Raw genomic sequence first — 18,122 nt, forward strand, 5'->3', positions numbered from 1 at the left:
ACAGCAAAGTCAAGGCCGAGTTTCCGGTGATCAGGGGAGGTGCGCGTGGTCCGTCCGACCATGGAGGACGTCGCCGAACGGGCGGGGGTTTCCCGCGCGCTGGTCTCGCTGGTGATGAGGAATTCACCGAAGGTGTCCGATGCGCGGCGCGCGGCCGTGCTGCGTGCGGCCGAAGAACTCGGCTACCAGCCGCACGTGATGGCGCGGTCGCTGGCCAGCCGGACGTCCACCGTGCTCGGCGTGATGGTCAACGACCTGCGCAACGCCTTCTTCGCCGACGTCGTCGAGGGGCTCGACGCGGCCGCGCAGGCCGCGGGCTTCGACCTGATCCTCAACACGGGCGGCCGCAGTCCCACCCGCGAGTGGAACGCCCTGCACAACCTGCTTTCCTTCCGCCCGGCGGGGATCATCCTGCTTTCGCCGGTCGTGCCGGCGGCGTCGATCCAGGTCGCGGCCAAGCAGTGCCCGGTCGTGCTCGTCTCGCGGACGATCCGTGCGTCCACGGTGGACACGGTGAACGACGACGGCGAGGCGGGGTCCGCGCTGGCCGTCGACCACCTCGCGGGGCTCGGGCACCGGCGCATCGCCCACCTCGACGGGGGTGGCGCGGCCGGTGCGGCCCAGCGGCGCCGCGGGTTCCAGTCGGCGATGCGGCGCCACGGGCTGGAGCCGATCGTGGTGCGCAGCGAGCACACCGACACCGGCGGCGAGAAGGCGGTGCGCGAACTGCTGGCGACGTACTCGCGGCTCGACCTGCCGACCGGACTGGTGGCGGGCAACGACTTCAACGCCGTCGGGGCGATCTCGGCCCTGGAGGAAGCCGGGCTGCGCGTGCCGGAGGACGTCTCGGTCGTGGGGTACGACAACACGTCCTTGGCCGCGCTGCGGCACCTCTCACTGACCACAGTGGACCAGCCGCGCACCGAGATGGGGCGGCTGGCCTTCGAAGCGCTGATCGAGCGCGTCCGCGGGGAACGCACGGAGCCGGTCCGGCACCTGCTGCACCCGTCTTTGGTGGTCCGCGCGACCACGGCCCCGTTTTTGGGCCCGATCGGCCCAGTTTCTGCGACAGGAGGAGCACGACGATGAGGTTGGGACTGGCGGGCACCGGCCGGATCGGTACCGCGCACGCGGAGACGCTGAAGGGTTTCGAGGAGGTCGAGTCGGTCGTCGTGGCCGACGTCGACACCGCGCGAGCCGCTTCCGCCGCCGCGAAGCTCGGCGTCGAAGCGGCCTCCCTCGACGAACTGTTCGCCGCGGGGCTGGACGGCCTGGTCGTCACGGCGGCCACGGACGCCCACCCCGGCCTGATCATCGCCGCGGTCGACGCGGGCATCCCGGTGTTCTGCGAGAAGCCGGTGGCCGCGGACATCCCGGGCACCCTGGCGGTGATCGACCGGATCGGTGCGTCGGACGTTCCGGTCCAGATCGGCTTCCAGCGCCGCTTCGACGCGGGCTACGCGGCGGCTCGGGCCGCGGTCGCGTCGGGCGAGCTGGGCTGGCTGCACACGCTGCGCGCGACGACGTTCGACCCCGCGCCCCCGCCGGCGGAGTACGTGGCCCACTCGGGCGGGCTGTTCCGCGACTGCGGCGTGCACGACTTCGACATCATCCGCTGGGTGAGCGGCCGCGAGGTCGAAGAGGTGTACGCGATCGGCGCGAACCGCGGCGAGCAGTTCTTCCGCGACGCGGGCGACGTCGACACGGCGGCGGCGACGCTGACCCTGGACGACGGCACGCTGGCGACGGTGTCGATGACCCGCTACAACGGCGCGGGTTACGACGTGCGCCTCGACGTGCTGGGCTCGGTGTCGGGTGTGGTGGTCGGGCTGGACGACCGGGCCCCGCTGCGGTCGGTGGAGCCGGGGGTGGCCCCGCTGCCCGGGCCGGCGTACCCGGGCTTCATGGAGCGCTTCCGCCCGGCGTACACGACGGAGCTGCGGGCGTTCCTGGACGTCGTCGCGGGCCGGGCCCCCTCGCCCTGCGGGGCGGCCGATGCGCTCGAAGCGTTCTACATCGCCGAAGCGTGCGAAGTGTCGCGCAGGGAACGCCGTCCGGTGAAGCTGGCGGAGGTCCGCCGCTAACGTGGCCGGGTGACCGACGTAGCTCTGACGCCCTTGGCCGAAACCGCGCTGGCCCGGCTGCTCGACGCGGCCGTGACCGGGGCGGATCCCCTCGAGGTGATGCCCCCGGTCGACGACCCGCCCGGCTGGACCCCCGCTCGCCGGGACGCGTTCCTGGCGTTCCACCGCGCCCGCTCGCTGGACCCGGCGACGGCGGTGGAACGCACGTGGGTGATCGACGCCGACGGCGAGGCGGTCGGCGCGGCCCGCCTGGAACCTCGCGGCGACGCGGTCGAAGCGGGCATCTGGCTGACCCGCGCCGCCCGCGGCCGGGGGATCGGCAAGCAGGTGACGGCGTTGCTGCTGGCCGAGGCCCGGGCGAGCGGCGCGGCCACGTTCGTGGCCTCCACGACGGCAGGCAACCACGGCGCCCGCTCCCTGCTGGCCGGGCTCGGCGCCGCGCTCACCACCAACGGCGACGAGGTCGCCGCAGCCTTGAGTCTCGGCCCGGCCGGGGAATCCGCCGCGGCCGGTCGTGAGTGGTAAGGGGGTTCCCACCTGCCTTACCACTCACGACGAGCGGTCGAGCGTCAGGAGAGCTCGAGCGTGGGGGAGTACATCTCGATCCAGTGGTACAGGTCCAGCAGCCGGTCCAGGCCGATCCGGTCGGCCGGGGCCATCGCCGCGGAGTCCACTTCGGACACCCGGTGCGCCCAGGTGCGGTCGACCAGGCCGAAGACGGCGTGGCCCGGCTCGGCCAGGACCTCCTTGGCCTGCTGCTGCAGCGCCGCCGCGTAGCCCGGGTCCTGCGTCGACGGGTACGGGCTCTTCACCCGCTGCGCCACCGACGCCGGCAGGACGTGCGAAGTGGCGTGCCGCAGCAGGCTCTTCTCCCGGCCGTCGAACGTCTTCAGCGACCACGGCGTGTTGTACACGTACTCGACCAGCCGGTGGTCGCAGAACGGCACGCGAACCTCCAGGCCCACCGCCATCGACGCGCGGTCCTTGCGGTCCAGGAGCATCCGCACGAACCGGGTCAGGTGCAGGTGGCAGATCGTCCGCATCCGCGCCTCGACCGCGGACTCGCCGTCCAGGTGCTCGACCTCGGCGACCGCGGAGCGGTACTGGTCGCGCACGTAGGACTCCAGCTCCATCTTGCCCATCAGCTCGGGCGTGTAGATCGACGTCCGGTCGGTCAGCATCGCGCTGCGGAAGGCGATCCACGGGAACGTGTCCGCGTTGACCGCCGCCTCGTCGAAGAACCAGCGGTAGCCGCCGAACACCTCGTCGGCCGACTCGCCCGACAGCGCCACCGTCGACTCGCCGCGGATGGCCTTGAACAGCAGGTACAGCGACGTGTCCATGTCGCCGAGGCCCGCGGGGATGTCCCGTGCCCGCAGCACCGCGCGCCGCACCTCGGGGTCGGTCAGCTCGGCCGGGTTCAGCACGACGTCCTGGTGCGCGGACCCCACCAGCGAAGCGACGTCGCGGACGAACGGCGAGTCCGCCGTGTCGCGCATCTCGTCCGGCTTGAAGTTCTCCTCCTGGCCGAAGAAGTCGACGGAGAAGGTCCGCAGCTGCTCGCCCTGCTCGGCCAGCCGCGCGGCCGCCAGCCCGGTGACGGCGCTCGAGTCGAGCCCGCCGGACAGCAGGACGCAGCGGGGGACGTCGGCGACGAGCTGCCGGTTGACGATGTCGGTCATCAGCTCGCGGACGCGCGCGACCGTGGTCTCCTGGTCGTCGGTGTGCTGCTTCGCGTCCAGCTTCCAGTACGTGCGGGTGCGGACGCCTTCGCGCGAGACGGTGACGATGGTGCCCGGCCGGACCTCTTCCATCCCCTTCCACAGCGACCAGCCGGGCCGCTTGGTGAACGCCATCAGCTCGCGCAGCCCGTCGGTGTCGACGACCTTCGCAGCCAGCGGGTTGGCGAGGATCGCCTTCGGCTCCGAGCCGAACAGGACGCCGTCGCGGGTCGGGTAGTAGTAGAACGGCTTGATGCCCATCCGGTCGCGGATCATGACCAGCCGGTCGTCGCGCTCGTCCCAGATCGCGAAGGCGTACATGCCGTTGAGGTGGTCGACGACCTCGTCGCCCCACTGCAGGTAGCCGTGCAGCACGACTTCGGTGTCGCTGTCGGTCTCCCACCGGTGGCCGAGCTTGGTCAGCTCGTCCTTGAGCTCGGTGAAGTTGTAGGCCTCACCGCTGTAGACCATCGCGACTTCGCCGTTCGGCGTGGACACCGACATCGGCTGACGGCCGCCGGGCAGGTCGATGATGGCCAGCCGCCGGTGTCCCAGCGCCACGTGCTCGCGCACCCACGTCCCGGAGTCGTCCGGGCCGCGGCAGGCCATCGTGCCGGTCATGGCGTCGACCACGTCCCGGCGGCGGGTGAGGTCGGCGTCGTAGGAAACCCAGCCGGCGATACCGCACATGGAGAAACCCCTCTCCAGAGATTTGCTTAGCCGATACAACTATCGGTAACACAGGTGTAACACGACCTGAAGACCTTGTCTGCCCGAATTGCACTTTCCGCACTTGTTTGGTCACTCTTTGTGGTGTGAGTCACCGCCGTCACAGGCCCATCAAGGCGGCGTAAACGGGTGTCAGGAACGCATCAAGACGCCGTCAGCCGCAGGCCGGGACGAGGTCCCGGAGCCGCACAGTGAACGCGTCCGGTCACCGAACCCGGTGACCCGTCTTGAGAGGTGCCCTGTGGCCGACTTGCTCTACGCCGTTCTGCTGATCGGCATTTTCGTGGTGCTCGCGCTGGCGCTGCGCGGGCTGGAGAAGCTGTGAGCGGCGCCGGGACCGTGGCCAACGTCGTCGGCGGACTGCTGGCGCTGGGCCTGCTCGTCTACCTGTTCGTCGCCTTGATCAGGCCGGAGAAATTCTGATGCGCCCCGACGTGCTTTTCCCCGCGGAGGGGCTGAAATGACCGACACTACGGCCGGGCTCATCCAGCTCGGCCTGCTGCTCGCCGCTCTTGCCGCGGTCTACCGGCCGCTCGGCGACTACCTGGCGCGTGTCTTCTCCACCGAGAAGCACCTCAAGCTCGAAAAGGGCCTCTACCGGCTGTTCCGCGTCGACCCGGACTCCGAGCAGCGGTGGCCGACCTACGCCGCGGGCGTGCTCGGCTTCTCGTTCGTCTCGGTCGTCCTGCTCTACCTGCTGCAGCGCCTGCAGCCGCTGCTGCCGTGGAACCTGGGCCGCGGTTCGGTGAGCCCCGGCGTCGCGTTCAACACGGCGGTTTCGTTCGTCACCAACACGAACTGGCAGTCCTACGTCCCCGAGACGACGATGGGCCACTTCGTGCAGATGGCCGGGCTGACGGTGCAGAACTTCCTGTCGGCGGGCGTCGGCCTGGCCGTGGCGATCGCGGTGACGCGGGGCTTCGTCCGGGCGAAGACCGACCGGCTCGGCAACTTCTGGGTGGACCTGACCCGCGGCACGGTCCGCGTGCTGCTGCCGATGGCGTTCGTGTTCGCGCTCGTGCTGGTCGCGCTCGGCGTCGTGCAGAGCCTCAAGGCCGGCGTCGCGGTCACCAACCCGGACGGCAGCACCGGCACCATCGCACTGGCCCCGGCGGCGAGCCAGGAGGCGATCAAGGAACTGGGCACCAACGGCGGCGGCATCTTCAACGCCAACTCCGCGCACCCCTTCGAGAACCCGACCGCCTGGTCGAACCTCGTCCAGCTGTTCCTGATCCTGGTCATCCCGGTGAGCCTGACCCGCGCGTTCGGCACGCTCGTCGGCCACCGTCGCCAGGGGTACGTCCTGCTGAGCGTGATGGGCCTGCTCTGGGCCGCGTCGCTGGCGATCATCTGGTTCTCCGAAGCCACCGCGAGCAACCCGGCGGCGCTGGCCGCCGGGGCGGGCATGGAAGGCAAGGAGCAGCGCTTCGGCATCGGGCTGACGTCGCTGTTCGCCGACACCACCACCGGCACGTCCACCGGCGCGGTCAACGGCGCCCACGACAGCCTGTCCGGGCTCGGCGGCGGAGGCTCGCTGCTGAACATGCTCTTCGGCGAGATCTCGCCCGGCGGCGTCGGCACCGGCCTCTACGGCATCCTGGTGCTGGCGATCATCGCGATGTTCCTGGCCGGGCTGATGGTCGGGCGCACCCCGGAGTACCTGGGCAAGAAGCTCGGCAAGCGCGAGGTCACCTGCGCGGCGATCGCGATGCTGGCGATGCCGACGGTCGTGCTCCTCGGGTCCGGGATCGCCCTGCTGCTGCCGGGCACGGCGGGCGCGCTGGGCAACACCGGCGCGCACGGGCTGTCCGAGATCCTCTACGGCTACGCGTCGACCGGCAACAACAACGGCAGCGCGTTCGGCGGGCTGACCGCCACGAGCGACTGGTTCCAGTCGTCGTTCGCCGTCGCCATGGCGTTCGGCAGGTTCGTGCCGATCATCGCCGTGCTCTGCCTGGCCGGTTCCCTGGCCGCCCAGCGCAGGGTGCCCGAAACCGCGGGCACCCTGCCCACCACCGGGCCGCTGTTCGCCACGCTGCTCACCGGCACGGTGGTGCTCGTCGCGGCCCTCACGTTCATCCCGGCGCTCGCGCTCGGGCCCATCGCGGAGGCACTCGCATGACCGTCACCGAAGAACGACCGCAGGTGACTCCCGCCGCCGAGACGCCGGGGCGGGTCGGCGCGGGGATCTTCAGCCCCCGCCAGCTCTGGACGTCGCTGCCGGATGCGCTGCGGAAGCTGAACCCGAAGCACCAGCTCGGCAACCCGGTGATGTTCGTGGTGTGGGCGGGTTCCGCGCTCACCACGGTCTTCGCCGTCACCGACCCGAGCGCGTTCACCATCCTGATCGCCGTCTGGCTCTGGTTCACCGTCCTGTTCGCGAACCTCGCCGAGGCCGTCGCGGAAGGACGCGGCAAGGCGCAGGCGGAAAGCCTGCGGCGGTCGAAGAAGGAGACCGTCGCCCGCCGCCTCACCGAGGACGGCGAGGAACAGGTCCCCGGCGTCGAGCTGAAGATCGGTGACCTGGTCGTCGTCGAGGCCGGCCAGGTGATCCCGGGCGACGGCGACGTCGTCGAGGGCATCGCCACCGTCGACGAGTCGGCCATCACCGGCGAGTCGGCCCCGGTCATCCGCGAGTCCGGCGGCGACCGGTCGGCCGTCACCGGCGGCACGACCGTGCTGAGCGACCGGATCGTCGTGCGCATCACCACGAAACCGGGCGAGTCCTTTGTGGACCGCATGATCGCGTTGGTGGAAGGCGCTTCGCGGCAGAAGACGCCGAACGAGATCGCGCTGACCATCCTGCTCTCGACGCTGACGATCATCTTCCTGCTCGCCGTCGTCGCGCTGCAGCCGATGGCCCGCTACTCCGGCTCCGAGCAGCCGGTGATCGTGCTGACCGCGCTGCTGGTCTGCCTGATCCCGACGACGATCGGCGCGCTGCTGTCCGCGATCGGCATCGCGGGCATGGATCGCCTGGTGCAGCGCAACGTCCTGGCCACGAGCGGCCGTGCGGTGGAAGCCGCGGGCGACGTCTCGACGCTGCTGCTCGACAAGACCGGCACCATCACCTTCGGCAACCGGCGCGCCACCGAGCTGATCCCGGTCGGAGCGTCCACTCCGGACGAACTCGCCCGCGCCGCCCGGCTGGCCAGCTTGGCCGACGAGACCCCGGAGGGCCGCAGCGTCGTCGAGCTGACGGCGGACCACGCGGACCGGGACGAGCCCGGCGAATTCGTCCCGTTCACCGCGCAGACCCGGATGTCGGGCCTCGACACCGGCGGCCGGCGGATCCGCAAGGGCGCCGCTTCGGCGGTCCGCGCGTGGGTGCGCGACAACGGCGGCGAGTTCCCCGACGAGACCGAGCGGGTGGTCGACGAGATCAGCGCTCAGGGCGGCACTCCGCTGGTCGTCGCCGAGGACGCCGTGGTGCGCGGCGTGATCCGGCTGTCCGACGTGGTCAAGCCGGGCATGAAGGAGCGCTTCGCCGAACTGCGCTCGATGGGCATCAAGACGGTGATGATCACCGGCGACAACCCGCTCACCGCGAAGGCCATCGCCGCGGACGCCGGCGTCGACGACTACCTCGCCGAGGCCAAGCCCGAGGACAAGATGGCGCTCATCAAGCAGGAGCAGGAAGGCGGCAGGCTGGTCGCGATGACCGGCGACGGCACCAACGACGCCCCCGCGCTCGCGCAGGCCGATGTCGGCGTCGCGATGAACACCGGCACCTCGGCCGCCAAGGAAGCCGGGAACATGGTCGACCTCGACAGCGACCCGACGAAGCTGATCGAGATCGTCGGGATCGGCAAGCAGCTGCTGATCACCCGCGGCGCACTGACCACCTTCAGCGTCGCCAACGACCTCGCGAAGTACTTCGCCATCCTGCCTGCGATGTTCACCGGTATCTACGCCCAGCTGGGCGGGCTGAACATCATGCACCTGGCCACGCCGAAGTCGGCGATCCTCTCCGCGGTCATCTTCAACGCGCTGATCATCGTCGTGCTCATCCCGCTGGCCCTGCGCGGCGTGCGGTACAAGCCGTCGTCGGCCTCGGCCCTGCTGCGCCGCAACCTGCTCGTCTACGGCCTCGGCGGGATCGTCAGCCCCTTCCTCGGGATCTGGCTGATCGACCTGCTCGTCCGCCTCATCCCCGGAATCGGGTGACTTTTCGTGAACACACTCGTCAAGCAGACGTGGGCCGGACTGCGTGTCCTGCTCGTCATGACGGTCCTGCTCGGGATCCTCTACCCCCTGGCCGTGTGGGCCGTCGCCCGCATCCCCGGCCTGAACGGCCACGCCGAAGGCTCGGTCGTCACGCAGAACGGCCGAGCGGCGGGATCGTCGCTCATCGGCGTCGACCCCGTGCCCGCCGACCCGGCGCACGACCCGTGGTTCCACACCCGGCCCTCGGTGGTCAGCCCCGAGCTGCCGTCCGGTGCGTCCAACAAGGGCCCGTACGACGAGGGCCTGGTGAAGACGATCCAGGAACGACGTGACCTGATCGCGAAGCGCGAAGGCGTGTCGCCCGATCAGGTACCACCGGATGCCGTGACGGCTTCGGGCTCGGGCCTCGACCCGGCGATCAGCGTCGCCTACGCCGGCCTGCAGGCTGCCCGGGTCGCGCGGAACACCGGCCTGCCCCTCGACCGGGTGAAACAGCTGATCGCGCAGAACACGAGCGGGGCCGGGATCGGTGTCCCCGGCGTCACTGTGCTCCCGCTCAACTTGGCCGTGCGAGCCGCGGCCGGAGGGGCACACTGACACCGTGACCACGGAGAACAGGCCGCGCCGGGGAGAGCTGAGGATCTACCTCGGCGCGGCCCCGGGCGTCGGCAAGACCTTCGCCATGCTCGGCGAAGCGCGCCGGCGCCTGGACCGCGGCACCGACGTCGTCGTCGGGCTGGTGGAGACGCACGGCCGCGAAAAGACGGCGGTACTGCTGGAGGGCCTGGAAATCGTCCCGCGGCGGCAGGCCGGGCACCGCGGCCGCGACTTCGACGAGATGGACGTCGACGCGATCCTCGCGCGCGCCCCGGAGGTCGCGGTCGTCGACGAGCTCGCGCACACCAACGTGCCCGGCTCGCGCAACGCCAAGCGCTGGCAGGACGTCGAACAGCTGCTGGAGGCCGGCATCGACGTGCTCTCCACGGTCAACGTGCAGCACCTGCAGAGCCTCAACGACGTCGTCGAGCGGATCACCGGCGTCACCCAGCAGGAAACCGTGCCGGACGAGGTCGTCCGCCGCGCCGAACAGCTGGAGCTGGTCGACATCACCCCCGAGGCGCTGCGGCGGCGGCTCGCGCACGGCAACGTCTACCCGGCCGAGCGGATCGACGCCGCGCTCGGCAACTACTTCCGCCCCGGCAACCTCACCGCCCTCCGGGAACTGGCGCTGCTCTGGGTGGCCGACCAGGTCGACGTCGCCCTCCAGCGCTACCGCGCCGAACAGCGGATCACCGACACGTGGGAGGCGCGCGAACGCGTCGTCGCCTCGATCACCGGCGGCCCGGAGAGCGAGACGCTCATCCGCCGGGCCAGCCGGATCGCCACCCGGGCCGGCGCCGAGCTGCAGGTGGTGCACATCCTGCGCGGCGACGGCCTGGCCGGGGTCAGCCCGGCCGCGATGGCCCGCTGCCGCAAGCTCGCCGAGGAGGTCGGGGCGACGTTCCACACGGTCGTCGGCGACGACGTCCCGGCCGCCCTCCTGGACTTCGCCCGCGGGGTCAACGCGACCCAGCTCGTGCTCGGGACCTCGCGGCGCTCACGCGTGGCACGGTTGTTCGACGAGGGCATCGGCGCTTCGGTGGTCAGCCGGTCGGGGCCGATCGACGTGCACATGGTCACCCACTCCGAGGCGGGCGGGCGGCTGCGGACCTGGCCGGCCGCGAACCCGCTGGGGCTCTCCCGGCTGGTGACGGGCTGGGTGCTGGGCATCGTGCTGCCGGTGCTGGTCACCCTCGTCGGCGTCTTCGTGCCGAGCGGGCTCGACTTCGCCACGGACGTCATCGCCTACGTCCTGGCCACGGTGATCGTCGCGCTGGTCGGCGGCCTCGGGCCGGCGCTGGTCGCGGCCGTGCTCGGCGCCGGGCTGCTCAACTTCTTCTTCACGCCGCCGCTGTACACGCTGAACGTCCACACGCCGCAGAACCTGGTGACGCTGATCGCGATGGTCGTGGTCGCGGTGCTGGTCGCGCTGGTCGTCGACCAGGCCGCGCGCCGGGCCACGCAGGCGGCGCGGGCGCGGACCGAGGCGGCTCTGCTGGCGTCCTACGCCCGGACCGTGCTGACCCACGCGAACCCGATCGAGCGGCTGCTGGCCAAGGTCCGCGAGAACTTCGGGCTGACGTCGGTGACCCTGCTGGAGAAGCAGGACGGGGCGTGGCACTGCGTCGCGACCGCGGGGGAACACCCGTGCGCCGATCCGGACGAGGCCGACGCCGATATCGCCGTCACCGCCGACGTGCACCTGACCCTGCGCGGCCGGGCGCTGCCCGCGGCCGACCGGCGGGTGCTGGAAGCCGTGGCCGGCCAGGCGCTGCTGGCTCTGCGCCAGCAGCGGACGGCGGCCGCGGCGGCGCGTGCCGAGCGCAAGGCCGAGGCGACCGAGCTGCGCACGACGTTGCTTTCGGCCGTCGGGCACGACCTGCGGACGCCGCTGACGTCGATCAAGGCGGCGATCGGCAGCCTGCGTGCGCCCGACCTGGCGCTGTCCGAAGAGGACACCGCCGAGCTGATGGAGGCGATCGAGCTGTCCGCCGACCGGCTCGCCGGGCTGATCGACAACCTCCTGGATTCGTCGCGGCTGGCCACCGGGGCGGTCAAGCCGCACCTGCGGCCGGTGGGCTACGACGAGGTCGTCGCGCACGCCTTGTCCAATGTGGACGACTCGGACGACGTGGTGGTCGCCGTCGACGACCGGCTCCCGTCGGTGCTGGCCGACCCCGGCCTGCTGGAAAGGGTGGTGGCGAACGTGCTGGACAACGCCCTGCGGCACGGCGCCGCACCGGTGTCCGCGCGGGCCAGCACGCACTCCGGCCAGGTCGAGCTGCGGATCGTCGACCACGGCAAGGGCCTGCGCAAGGGCGCCGCGGACTCGGCGTTCGCGCCGTTCCAGCGGCTCGGCGGCGACCGGGACACGACGCCGGGCGTCGGGCTCGGGCTGTCGGTGGCGAAGGGGTTCACCGAGGCGATGGGCGGCACGATCCGCGCCGAGGACACCCCGGGCGGCGGGCTCACGGTCGTGGTTTCCCTGCCCGCGTTCAGCGTCGAGTTCGAAGAGGAGGGGGTGCGATGAGCGACCCGGGAGCCACCGTGCTGGTGGTGGACGACGAACCGCAGATCGTGCGGGCACTGCGGATCAACCTGACCGCCCGCGGCTACAAGGTGATCACCGCGCACGACGGCACGGCCGCGCTCAAGGCGGTCGCCGAGACCAAGCCCGACGTCGTCGTGCTCGACCTCGGGCTGCCCGACCTCGACGGCACCGAGGTGATCGCGGGCCTGCGCGGCTGGACGACGGTCCCGATCATCGTCCTGTCCGCCCGCGGCGACTCGGCGGACAAGGTCGAGGCCCTCGACGCGGGCGCCGACGACTACGTGACGAAGCCGTTCGGCATGGACGAGCTGCTGGCCCGGCTGCGCGCGGCGGTCCGCCGCTCGGCGGTGGCGGGCGCGGACGGCGCCGACGCGGTGGTGGACACGGCGTCGTTCAGCGTGGACCTGGCGGCGAAGAAGGTCCGCCGCCACGACGGCGTGGAGGTCCACCTGACGAAGACGGAGTGGGGCGTGCTGGAGCTGCTGGTCCGCAACCGCGGGCGGCTGGTGGCGCAGAAGCAGCTCCTGCACGAGGTGTGGGGCCCGTCGTACGAGACGGAGTCGCACTACCTGCGGGTGTACCTGGCCCAGCTGCGGCGGAAGCTGGAGCAGGAACCCTCCCGGCCCCGGCACCTGCTCACCGAACCCGGAATGGGCTACCGCTTCGAAGTCTGACCTGCAGACCTGCTCTGCGGGCCTGCTCTGCGGGCCTGCTTTGCGGGGTGGTCCCAAGCGCCCCAATGTGGCCTTCGGTGCGTTGAACGCACCCAAGGTGGCCTTCGGTGCATTGAACGCACCCAATGTGGCCTTCGGTGCGTTGAACGCACCCAAGGTGGCCTTCGGTGCGTTGAACGCACCCAATGTGGCCTTCGGTGCGTTGAACGCACCCAAGGTGGCCTTCGGTGCGTTGAACGCAACCAAGGTGGCCTTCGGTGCGTTGAACGCACCCAAGGTGGCCTTCGGTGCGTTGAACGCACCCAATGTGGCCTTCGGTGCGTTGAACGCACCCAAGGTGGCCTTCGGTGCGTTGAACGCACCCAATGTGGCCTTCGGTGCGTTGAACGCACCCAAGGTGGCCTTCGGTGCATTGAACGCACCCAATGTGGCCTTCGGTGCATTGAACGCACCCAAGGTGGCCTTCGGTGCGTTCAACGCACCCAATGTGGCCTTCGGTGCGTTGACCGCAACCAAGGCCACCTTGGGGCGCTCGGGCCTAAGCCGTGGTGCTGGTTCCCGGCGTGCTCGGGGAGGGGGCGCCCGCCGAGCTGGAGCCGCCGCCGGGCGTGGTCGTCGGTGTGGGGTCGCTCGATGTCGGGGGCGTCGGCGACGGTGTCGTCGTCACCGGCGGCTTCGAACTGGAGGGCGGCGTCGGGTGCTGGCTCGTCACCGGGGGCGGGTTGCCGCCGGTGTCGCTGCGCGGGGGCGGGGGTGGCGAAGGGTGGGTGACGACCGTGGTGGTCGTCTTGCCGTCCGGGCTCACCGACACCACGGTCGTCGGCGTGCTCGACGACGTCGGGCTCGACGTCGTCGGTGCGCCGCTGGAGGTCGACGGCTCGCTGGACGACGGGCTCGCCGGCAGCGTCTGCACGCCGGCCGGGAGGGTGCCCTGGCCGCCGGGGCCGCCCGTGCCGCCCGCGGTGGTCGCGGGGCCCGGCCCGGCGAGCTCGGCCACGGCGGCGAACGCGGTCGCGACGACCAGCCCGGCCACCCCGAGCACGACGTACCCGGTGCGGTTCGGTTTGCTGCTCTTGGGCGGCGCGGTGTCGATCCTGGTGATCCGAGAGCTCGAATCCGACCCGGCGGGGCGGGGCATACGGGGCTCCTAGGGAATTCGGGGAGGCGCGGTGCTGAGGTCGTGGATCGGGCAAAGCCACGGCGGGGGAGCGACCTCGGCGGGGAGATTATCACCGGCGTGCGGGTATTCGCCCAGCTAGTGGCCTTGATCCGTTACTGTGCGCGGTCGGTTGGCCCGGAAGGAGTGCAGGACGTGAGTGAGGAAGAAACCCACACCCGGCTGACGGCGTGGGTTCGCGGCCGGGTCCAGGGCGTGGGTTTCCGCTGGTGGACCCGCAGCCGGGCGCTGGAACTCGGCCTGGTGGGGAGCGCGAGCAACCTTGCCGACGGTCGTGTCGAGGTGATAGCGGAAGGTAGTCGCGACCACTGTCAGCGGCTGTTGGCCGCGTTACGGTCGGGAGAATCACCCGGAAGTGTGGAGCACGTCGCCGAGCGCTGGTCCGCGCCGAAGGGGGGACTCGCCGGCTTCGTCGAGCGGTGAAGTCGGCCTTGGTCCGTCCGGGTCGGTGCGACTCGTGGTGTTGCCGATGCCGCACCGGGTGTGCTAGGCGCGCCGAGGAGGGGCGCGTCCGGCGGACCCCGGACGCCCCCAGGTAGCCTGGGACGATTGAACCGCCAGTACCCGCGGCCAGAGGGGTCAGCACCACGTGCACCTGAAAAGCCTGACGCTCAAGGGCTTCAAGTCCTTCGCCTCGGCCACCACGCTGCGCTTCGAACCGGGCATCACCTGCGTGGTCGGCCCGAACGGCTCGGGCAAGTCCAACGTGCTGGACGCGCTGCGCTGGGTCATGGGCACCCAGGGCGCCAAGGACCTGCGCGGCGGCAAGATGGAGGACGTCATCTTCGCCGGCACCGCGGGCCGCGCCCCGCTCGGCCGCGCCGAGGTCACCCTCACCATCGACAACGCCGACGGCGCGCTCCCCATCGAGTACTCCGAAGTGTCGATCACCCGCCGGATGTTCCGCGACGGCGCGAGCGAGTACGAAATCAACGGCGACCGCTGCCGCCTGATGGACGTCCAGGAACTGCTGTCGGACTCCGGCATCGGCCGCGAGATGCACGTCATCGTCGGGCAGGGCCAGCTCTCGGCGATCCTCGAGTCCAAGCCCGAAGAGCGCCGCGCCTTCATCGAAGAGGCCGCCGGCGTCCTCAAGCACCGCAAGCGCAAGGAACAGACCCTGCGCAAGCTGGCCAACATGCAGGGCAACCTCGACCGCCTCGGTGACCTCACCACCGAGCTGCGCCGCCAGCTCAAGCCGCTGGGCAAGCAGGCCGAGATCGCCCGCAAGGCCCAGTCGGTGCAGTCCGAGCTGCGCGACTCCCGCCTGCGCCTGCTCGCCGACGACCTGGTCACCCAGCGCGACGCGCTCGCCCGCGAGGAGGCCGACGAGCGCACCGCCCGCCAGCGCCGCGCCGAGGTCGAGCAGCACCTCGAGATCGTCTCCGCCGAAGAAGCCGAGCTGGAGGCCTCGCTCGCCGAGGACGCTCCGCTCCTGCAGACCGCCCAGGAGACCTGGTACAAGCTGTCCGCGCTGGCCGAGCGGCTGCGCGGCACCGTCCGCCTCGCGATCGAGCGCCAGCGGCACCTCTCCGCCGACGTCTCGACGAACACCGGCGGCCGCGACCCCGAAGAGCTCCTCGAAGAGGCCGAGCGCGTCGCCGAGCAGGAGGAGGAGCTCAACGAGGCCGTCATGGAGGCCCGGGAGCTGCTCGCGGAGACCGTGCTGCGCCGCGAGGACCTCGAACAGCGCGTCCAGGCCGCCGAGCGCGCGCACTGGGCCGCCGTCCGCGCCATCGCCGACCGCCGCGAGGGCATGGCCAAGCTGACCGGCCAGGTGGAGGCGCTGCGCAGCAAGAACGGCGCCACCTCCGACGAGATCGACCGCCTCAGCGTCTCCCTCGAAGAAGCCGCCGAGCGCGCCGAGGTCGCCGTCGAGGAACTCGAGATGGCCAAGGCCGAAGGCGGTGTGGAGGAGTCCGACGACGCCGGCCTGATGGACCGGCACGACCGCGCGGTCGAGGCCAACAACGCCGCCAAGGCGCGCGTCGAAGAGCTGGTCAAGGCCGAGCGCGCCGCCGAGCGCGAGATCGCGTCCGAAAAGGCGCGCGTCGAGGCGCTGTCCATCGGGCTCAAGCGCAAGGACGGCGCGGGCGCGCTGCTCGGCGCGTCCCACGAACTGCCGGGCCTGCTCGGCTCGGTCGCCGCGCTGCTCACCGTCGAGCCGGGGCACGAGGTCGCGCTGGCCGCGGCCCTCGGCCCGGTGGCCGACGCGATCGCCGTCGCGGGCGGCGAAGACGCGCTCCGCGCGCTGAAGTACCTGAAGGACACGGACTCCGGCCGCGCGGGCATCCTGCTCGGCGGCCCCGAGTCCACTGTGGACACGCAGGCGTGGCCGCCGCTGCCGGAAGGCGCGCGCTGGGCCCGCGAGGTCGTCACGGCGCCGGCGCAGCTGCGGCCCGCCGTCGAGCAGGCCCTCGAGAAGCTGGCCCTGGTCCGCGACCTCGACGCGGCGCGGCACCTGGTCGCGGTCCACCCGGACGTCCGGGCGGTCACCGCCGAGGGTGACGTCTTCGGCGCCCGCTGGGCGATCGGCGGGTCGGGCAAACGCGAGAGCGTGATCGAGGTCCAGGCCGCCGTCGACGAAGCCGGGGTGCGGCTGCGCACGGCCGAACGCCAGCTGGAGCAGTACGCGGCCGAGCTGGAAGGCGCCCGCGCCGAGCAGCAGGCGCGGCGCGAAGAGGTTTCCCGGGCCAAGGACGCCCTCGGCGAGGCGAAGGTCCGCAAGGCCCGCTCGTCGGAGCGGCTCAACCGGATGCAGCAGGCCGCCCGCCAGGCGCAGGCCGAGGTCGAACGGCTGTCCGGGCAGCGCGCGAAGGTCGAGCAGAGCCGCGTCCAGGCGCTCGCCCAGCTCGCCGAGCTGGAGGAGCGGCTCGCCGCCGTCGCCGAGCAGCCCGTCGAGAACGACCCGGACACCGCCGAGCGCGACGCCGCCGTCGAGGAGCTGGCCGTCGTCCGGCAGGAGGAGATGGAAGCGCGGCTCGCGCAGCGCACTGCCGAAGAGCGCGCACGCAGCATCGCGGGCAAGGCCGAAGGCCTCCGCCGCGCCGCGCACGCCGAGCAGCAGGCCCGCGAGCGCGCCGAGCGCGCCGCCGCGGCCCGCAAAAGCGGCGCCGAGATCGCCAACGCCGTCGTCAACGCCGGCGAGCTCGCGCTGGAGCGCATCGAGCACTCGGTCCAGCGCGCCGCCATCGAACGCGACCAGGTCCAGGCCCGCCGCCAGAGCCGCGAGCAGGCACTGACCGGCGTCCGCGCCAAGGTCCGCGAGCTCACCGGCGAGCTGGAGAAGCTGACCGACGCCGTACACCGCGACGAGGTGCTGCGCGCCGAGCAGCGGCTGCGGCTGGAGACCCTGGAAGCCAAGATCGCCGAGGACTTCGGCATGGGGCTGGCGGACCTCGTCCGCGAGTACGGCCCGGACGTCCCGGTCCCGCCGAGCGCGGGCGAGATGGCCGAGTACGAAGCGGCCAAGGCCCGCGGCGAGGACGTCACCCCGCCGCCGCCGATGCCCTACGACCGCGACACCCAGGCCCGCCGCGCCAAGCGCGCCGAGAAGGACCTGTCGTTGCTGGGCAAGGTGAACCCCCTTGCGCTGGAGGAGTTCGCGGCGCTGGAGGAGCGGTACAAGTTCCTCTCCACGCAGCTGGAGGACCTCAAGGACACCCGCAAGGACCTCGAGGCCGTGATCAAGCAGGTCGACGAGAAGATCCTGGAGGTCTTCGCCTCGGCGTACGCGGACGTGGCGCGCGAGTTCGAGACGGTGTTCAGCGTGCTGTTCCCCGGCGGCGAGGGCCGGATGGTCCTCACCCAGCCGGACGACCTGCTCAGCACCGGCGTCGACGTCGAAGCGCGCCCGCCGGGCAAGAAGGTCAAGCGGCTGTCGCTGCTTTCGGGTGGCGAGAAGTCGCTGGTCGCGGTGGGCATGCTGGTCGCGATCTTCCGCGCCCGGCCGTCACCGTTCTACGTCATGGACGAGGTCGAGGCGGCACTCGACGACACCAACATGCGCCGGCTGATCGGGCTGCTGGAGCAGCTGCGCGACTCGTCGCAGCTGATCATCATCACCCACCAGAAGCCGACCATGGAGATCGCCGACGCGCTCTACGGCGTGAGCATGCAGGGCGACGGCATCACCAAGGTGATCTCCCAGCGCCTGCGCACCGCCGACGACGAACCGGTCGCGGTCGGCTGAGCCTTCCGGACCACTGGCGGCCGAGCCACCGCGTGCCAAAGCGCCCCAATGTGGCCTTGGTTGCGTTCAACGCACCGAAGGCCACATTGGGTGCGTTGAGCGCACCGAAGGCCACATTGGGTGCGTTGAGCGCACCGAAGGCCACATTGGGTGCGTTGAGCGCACCGAAGGCCACATTGGGTGCGTTGAGCGCACCGAAGGCCACATTGGGTGCGTTGAGCGCACCG

At 71.4% G+C, this 18,122-nt stretch carries 13 protein-coding genes; 12 read left to right on the forward strand and 1 reads right to left on the reverse strand.

The genetic code is table 11. The annotated features are described in order from the left end of the window. The first annotated feature begins 45 nt into the window (after positions 1-45). Genes ACLJQE_RS26740 through ACLJQE_RS26750 form a run of 3 tightly spaced genes read left to right on the forward strand, consistent with a single transcriptional unit; the run spans position 46 to position 2,609 of the window. On the forward strand, positions 46-1,089 hold the full coding sequence (locus tag ACLJQE_RS26740) for a LacI family DNA-binding transcriptional regulator (protein ID WP_410642103.1): 1,044 nt from the start codon (positions 46-48) through the stop codon (positions 1,087-1,089). Further along, complete coding sequence (locus tag ACLJQE_RS26745) at positions 1,086-2,084, forward strand: Gfo/Idh/MocA family oxidoreductase (protein WP_410642104.1); 999 nt, start codon at positions 1,086-1,088, stop codon at positions 2,082-2,084. Before ACLJQE_RS26740 ends, ACLJQE_RS26745 begins: the two co-directional genes overlap by 4 nt. 9 nt (positions 2,085-2,093) lie before the next feature. After that, complete coding sequence (locus ACLJQE_RS26750) at positions 2,094-2,609, forward strand: GNAT family N-acetyltransferase (RefSeq protein WP_410642106.1); 516 nt, start codon at positions 2,094-2,096, stop codon at positions 2,607-2,609. 44 nt (positions 2,610-2,653) lie between these two features. On the opposite strand, the gene asnB is transcribed toward ACLJQE_RS26750, so the two are convergent. Continuing rightward, on the reverse strand, positions 2,654-4,495 hold the full coding sequence (gene asnB, locus ACLJQE_RS26755; protein WP_410642107.1) for an asparagine synthase (glutamine-hydrolyzing): 1,842 nt from the start codon (positions 4,493-4,495) through the stop codon (positions 2,654-2,656). A 360-nt stretch (positions 4,496-4,855) separates the two neighbouring features. Between asnB and kdpF the strand changes: the two genes are divergently transcribed. The 9 genes from kdpF (at position 4,856) to smc (ending at position 17,895) form a co-directional block, all read left to right on the forward strand. After that, positions 4,856-4,957 (forward strand): K(+)-transporting ATPase subunit F, encoded by a 102-nt coding sequence (kdpF, locus tag ACLJQE_RS26760; protein WP_247062298.1) that lies wholly within the window; start codon positions 4,856-4,858, stop codon positions 4,955-4,957. Between the two features lie 37 nt (positions 4,958-4,994). After that, on the forward strand, positions 4,995-6,656 hold the full coding sequence (kdpA, locus tag ACLJQE_RS26765) for a potassium-transporting ATPase subunit KdpA (protein ID WP_410642109.1): 1,662 nt from the start codon (positions 4,995-4,997) through the stop codon (positions 6,654-6,656). Further along, entirely contained in the window at positions 6,653-8,701 is a 2,049-nt protein-coding gene (kdpB, locus tag ACLJQE_RS26770; protein WP_410642110.1) for a potassium-transporting ATPase subunit KdpB, read from the forward strand. Before kdpA ends, kdpB begins: the two co-directional genes overlap by 4 nt. 6 nt (positions 8,702-8,707) lie before the next feature. Further along, the gene (locus tag ACLJQE_RS26775) at positions 8,708-9,298 is read left to right on the forward strand and encodes a potassium-transporting ATPase subunit C (protein WP_410642111.1); all 591 of its coding nucleotides are present in this window, start codon (positions 8,708-8,710) and stop codon (positions 9,296-9,298) included. 4 nt (positions 9,299-9,302) lie between these two features. After that, positions 9,303-11,831 (forward strand): DUF4118 domain-containing protein, encoded by a 2,529-nt coding sequence (locus ACLJQE_RS26780; RefSeq protein ID WP_410642112.1) that lies wholly within the window; start codon positions 9,303-9,305, stop codon positions 11,829-11,831. Next, on the forward strand, positions 11,828-12,526 hold the full coding sequence (locus ACLJQE_RS26785; protein WP_354808581.1) for a response regulator: 699 nt from the start codon (positions 11,828-11,830) through the stop codon (positions 12,524-12,526). The genes ACLJQE_RS26780 and ACLJQE_RS26785 overlap by 4 nt, the downstream gene beginning before the upstream one ends. Before the next feature lie 563 nt (positions 12,527-13,089). Then, entirely contained in the window at positions 13,090-13,677 is a 588-nt protein-coding gene (locus tag ACLJQE_RS26790) for a hypothetical protein (protein ID WP_410642113.1), read from the forward strand. A gap of 161 nt (positions 13,678-13,838) precedes the next feature. Next, positions 13,839-14,126 (forward strand): acylphosphatase, encoded by a 288-nt coding sequence (locus ACLJQE_RS26795; RefSeq protein ID WP_410642114.1) that lies wholly within the window; start codon positions 13,839-13,841, stop codon positions 14,124-14,126. A 166-nt stretch (positions 14,127-14,292) separates the two neighbouring features. Next, positions 14,293-17,895: a chromosome segregation protein SMC gene (smc, locus tag ACLJQE_RS26800; RefSeq protein WP_410642115.1), complete on the forward strand. Its 3,603-nt coding sequence runs from the start codon at positions 14,293-14,295 to the stop codon at positions 17,893-17,895. Positions 17,896-18,122 lie beyond the last annotated feature (227 nt).

The organism is Amycolatopsis sp. lyj-346, assembly GCF_046548975.1.
Taxonomy (GTDB): Bacteria; Actinomycetota; Actinomycetes; order Mycobacteriales; family Pseudonocardiaceae; genus Amycolatopsis.

Excerpts from the sequence above, each read along its gene's own strand:
- ACLJQE_RS26745 (WP_410642104.1), top strand. The coding sequence starts at position 1,086 with ATGAGGTTGGGACTGGCGGGCACCGGCCGGATCGGTACCGCGCACGCG.
- asnB (WP_410642107.1), bottom strand. The coding sequence starts at position 4,495 with ATGTGCGGTATCGCCGGCTGGGTTTCCTACGACGCCGACCTCACCCGC.
- kdpA (WP_410642109.1), top strand. The coding sequence starts at position 4,995 with ATGACCGACACTACGGCCGGGCTCATCCAGCTCGGCCTGCTGCTCGCC.
- kdpB (WP_410642110.1), top strand. The coding sequence starts at position 6,653 with ATGACCGTCACCGAAGAACGACCGCAGGTGACTCCCGCCGCCGAGACG.
- ACLJQE_RS26785 (WP_354808581.1), top strand. The coding sequence starts at position 11,828 with ATGAGCGACCCGGGAGCCACCGTGCTGGTGGTGGACGACGAACCGCAG.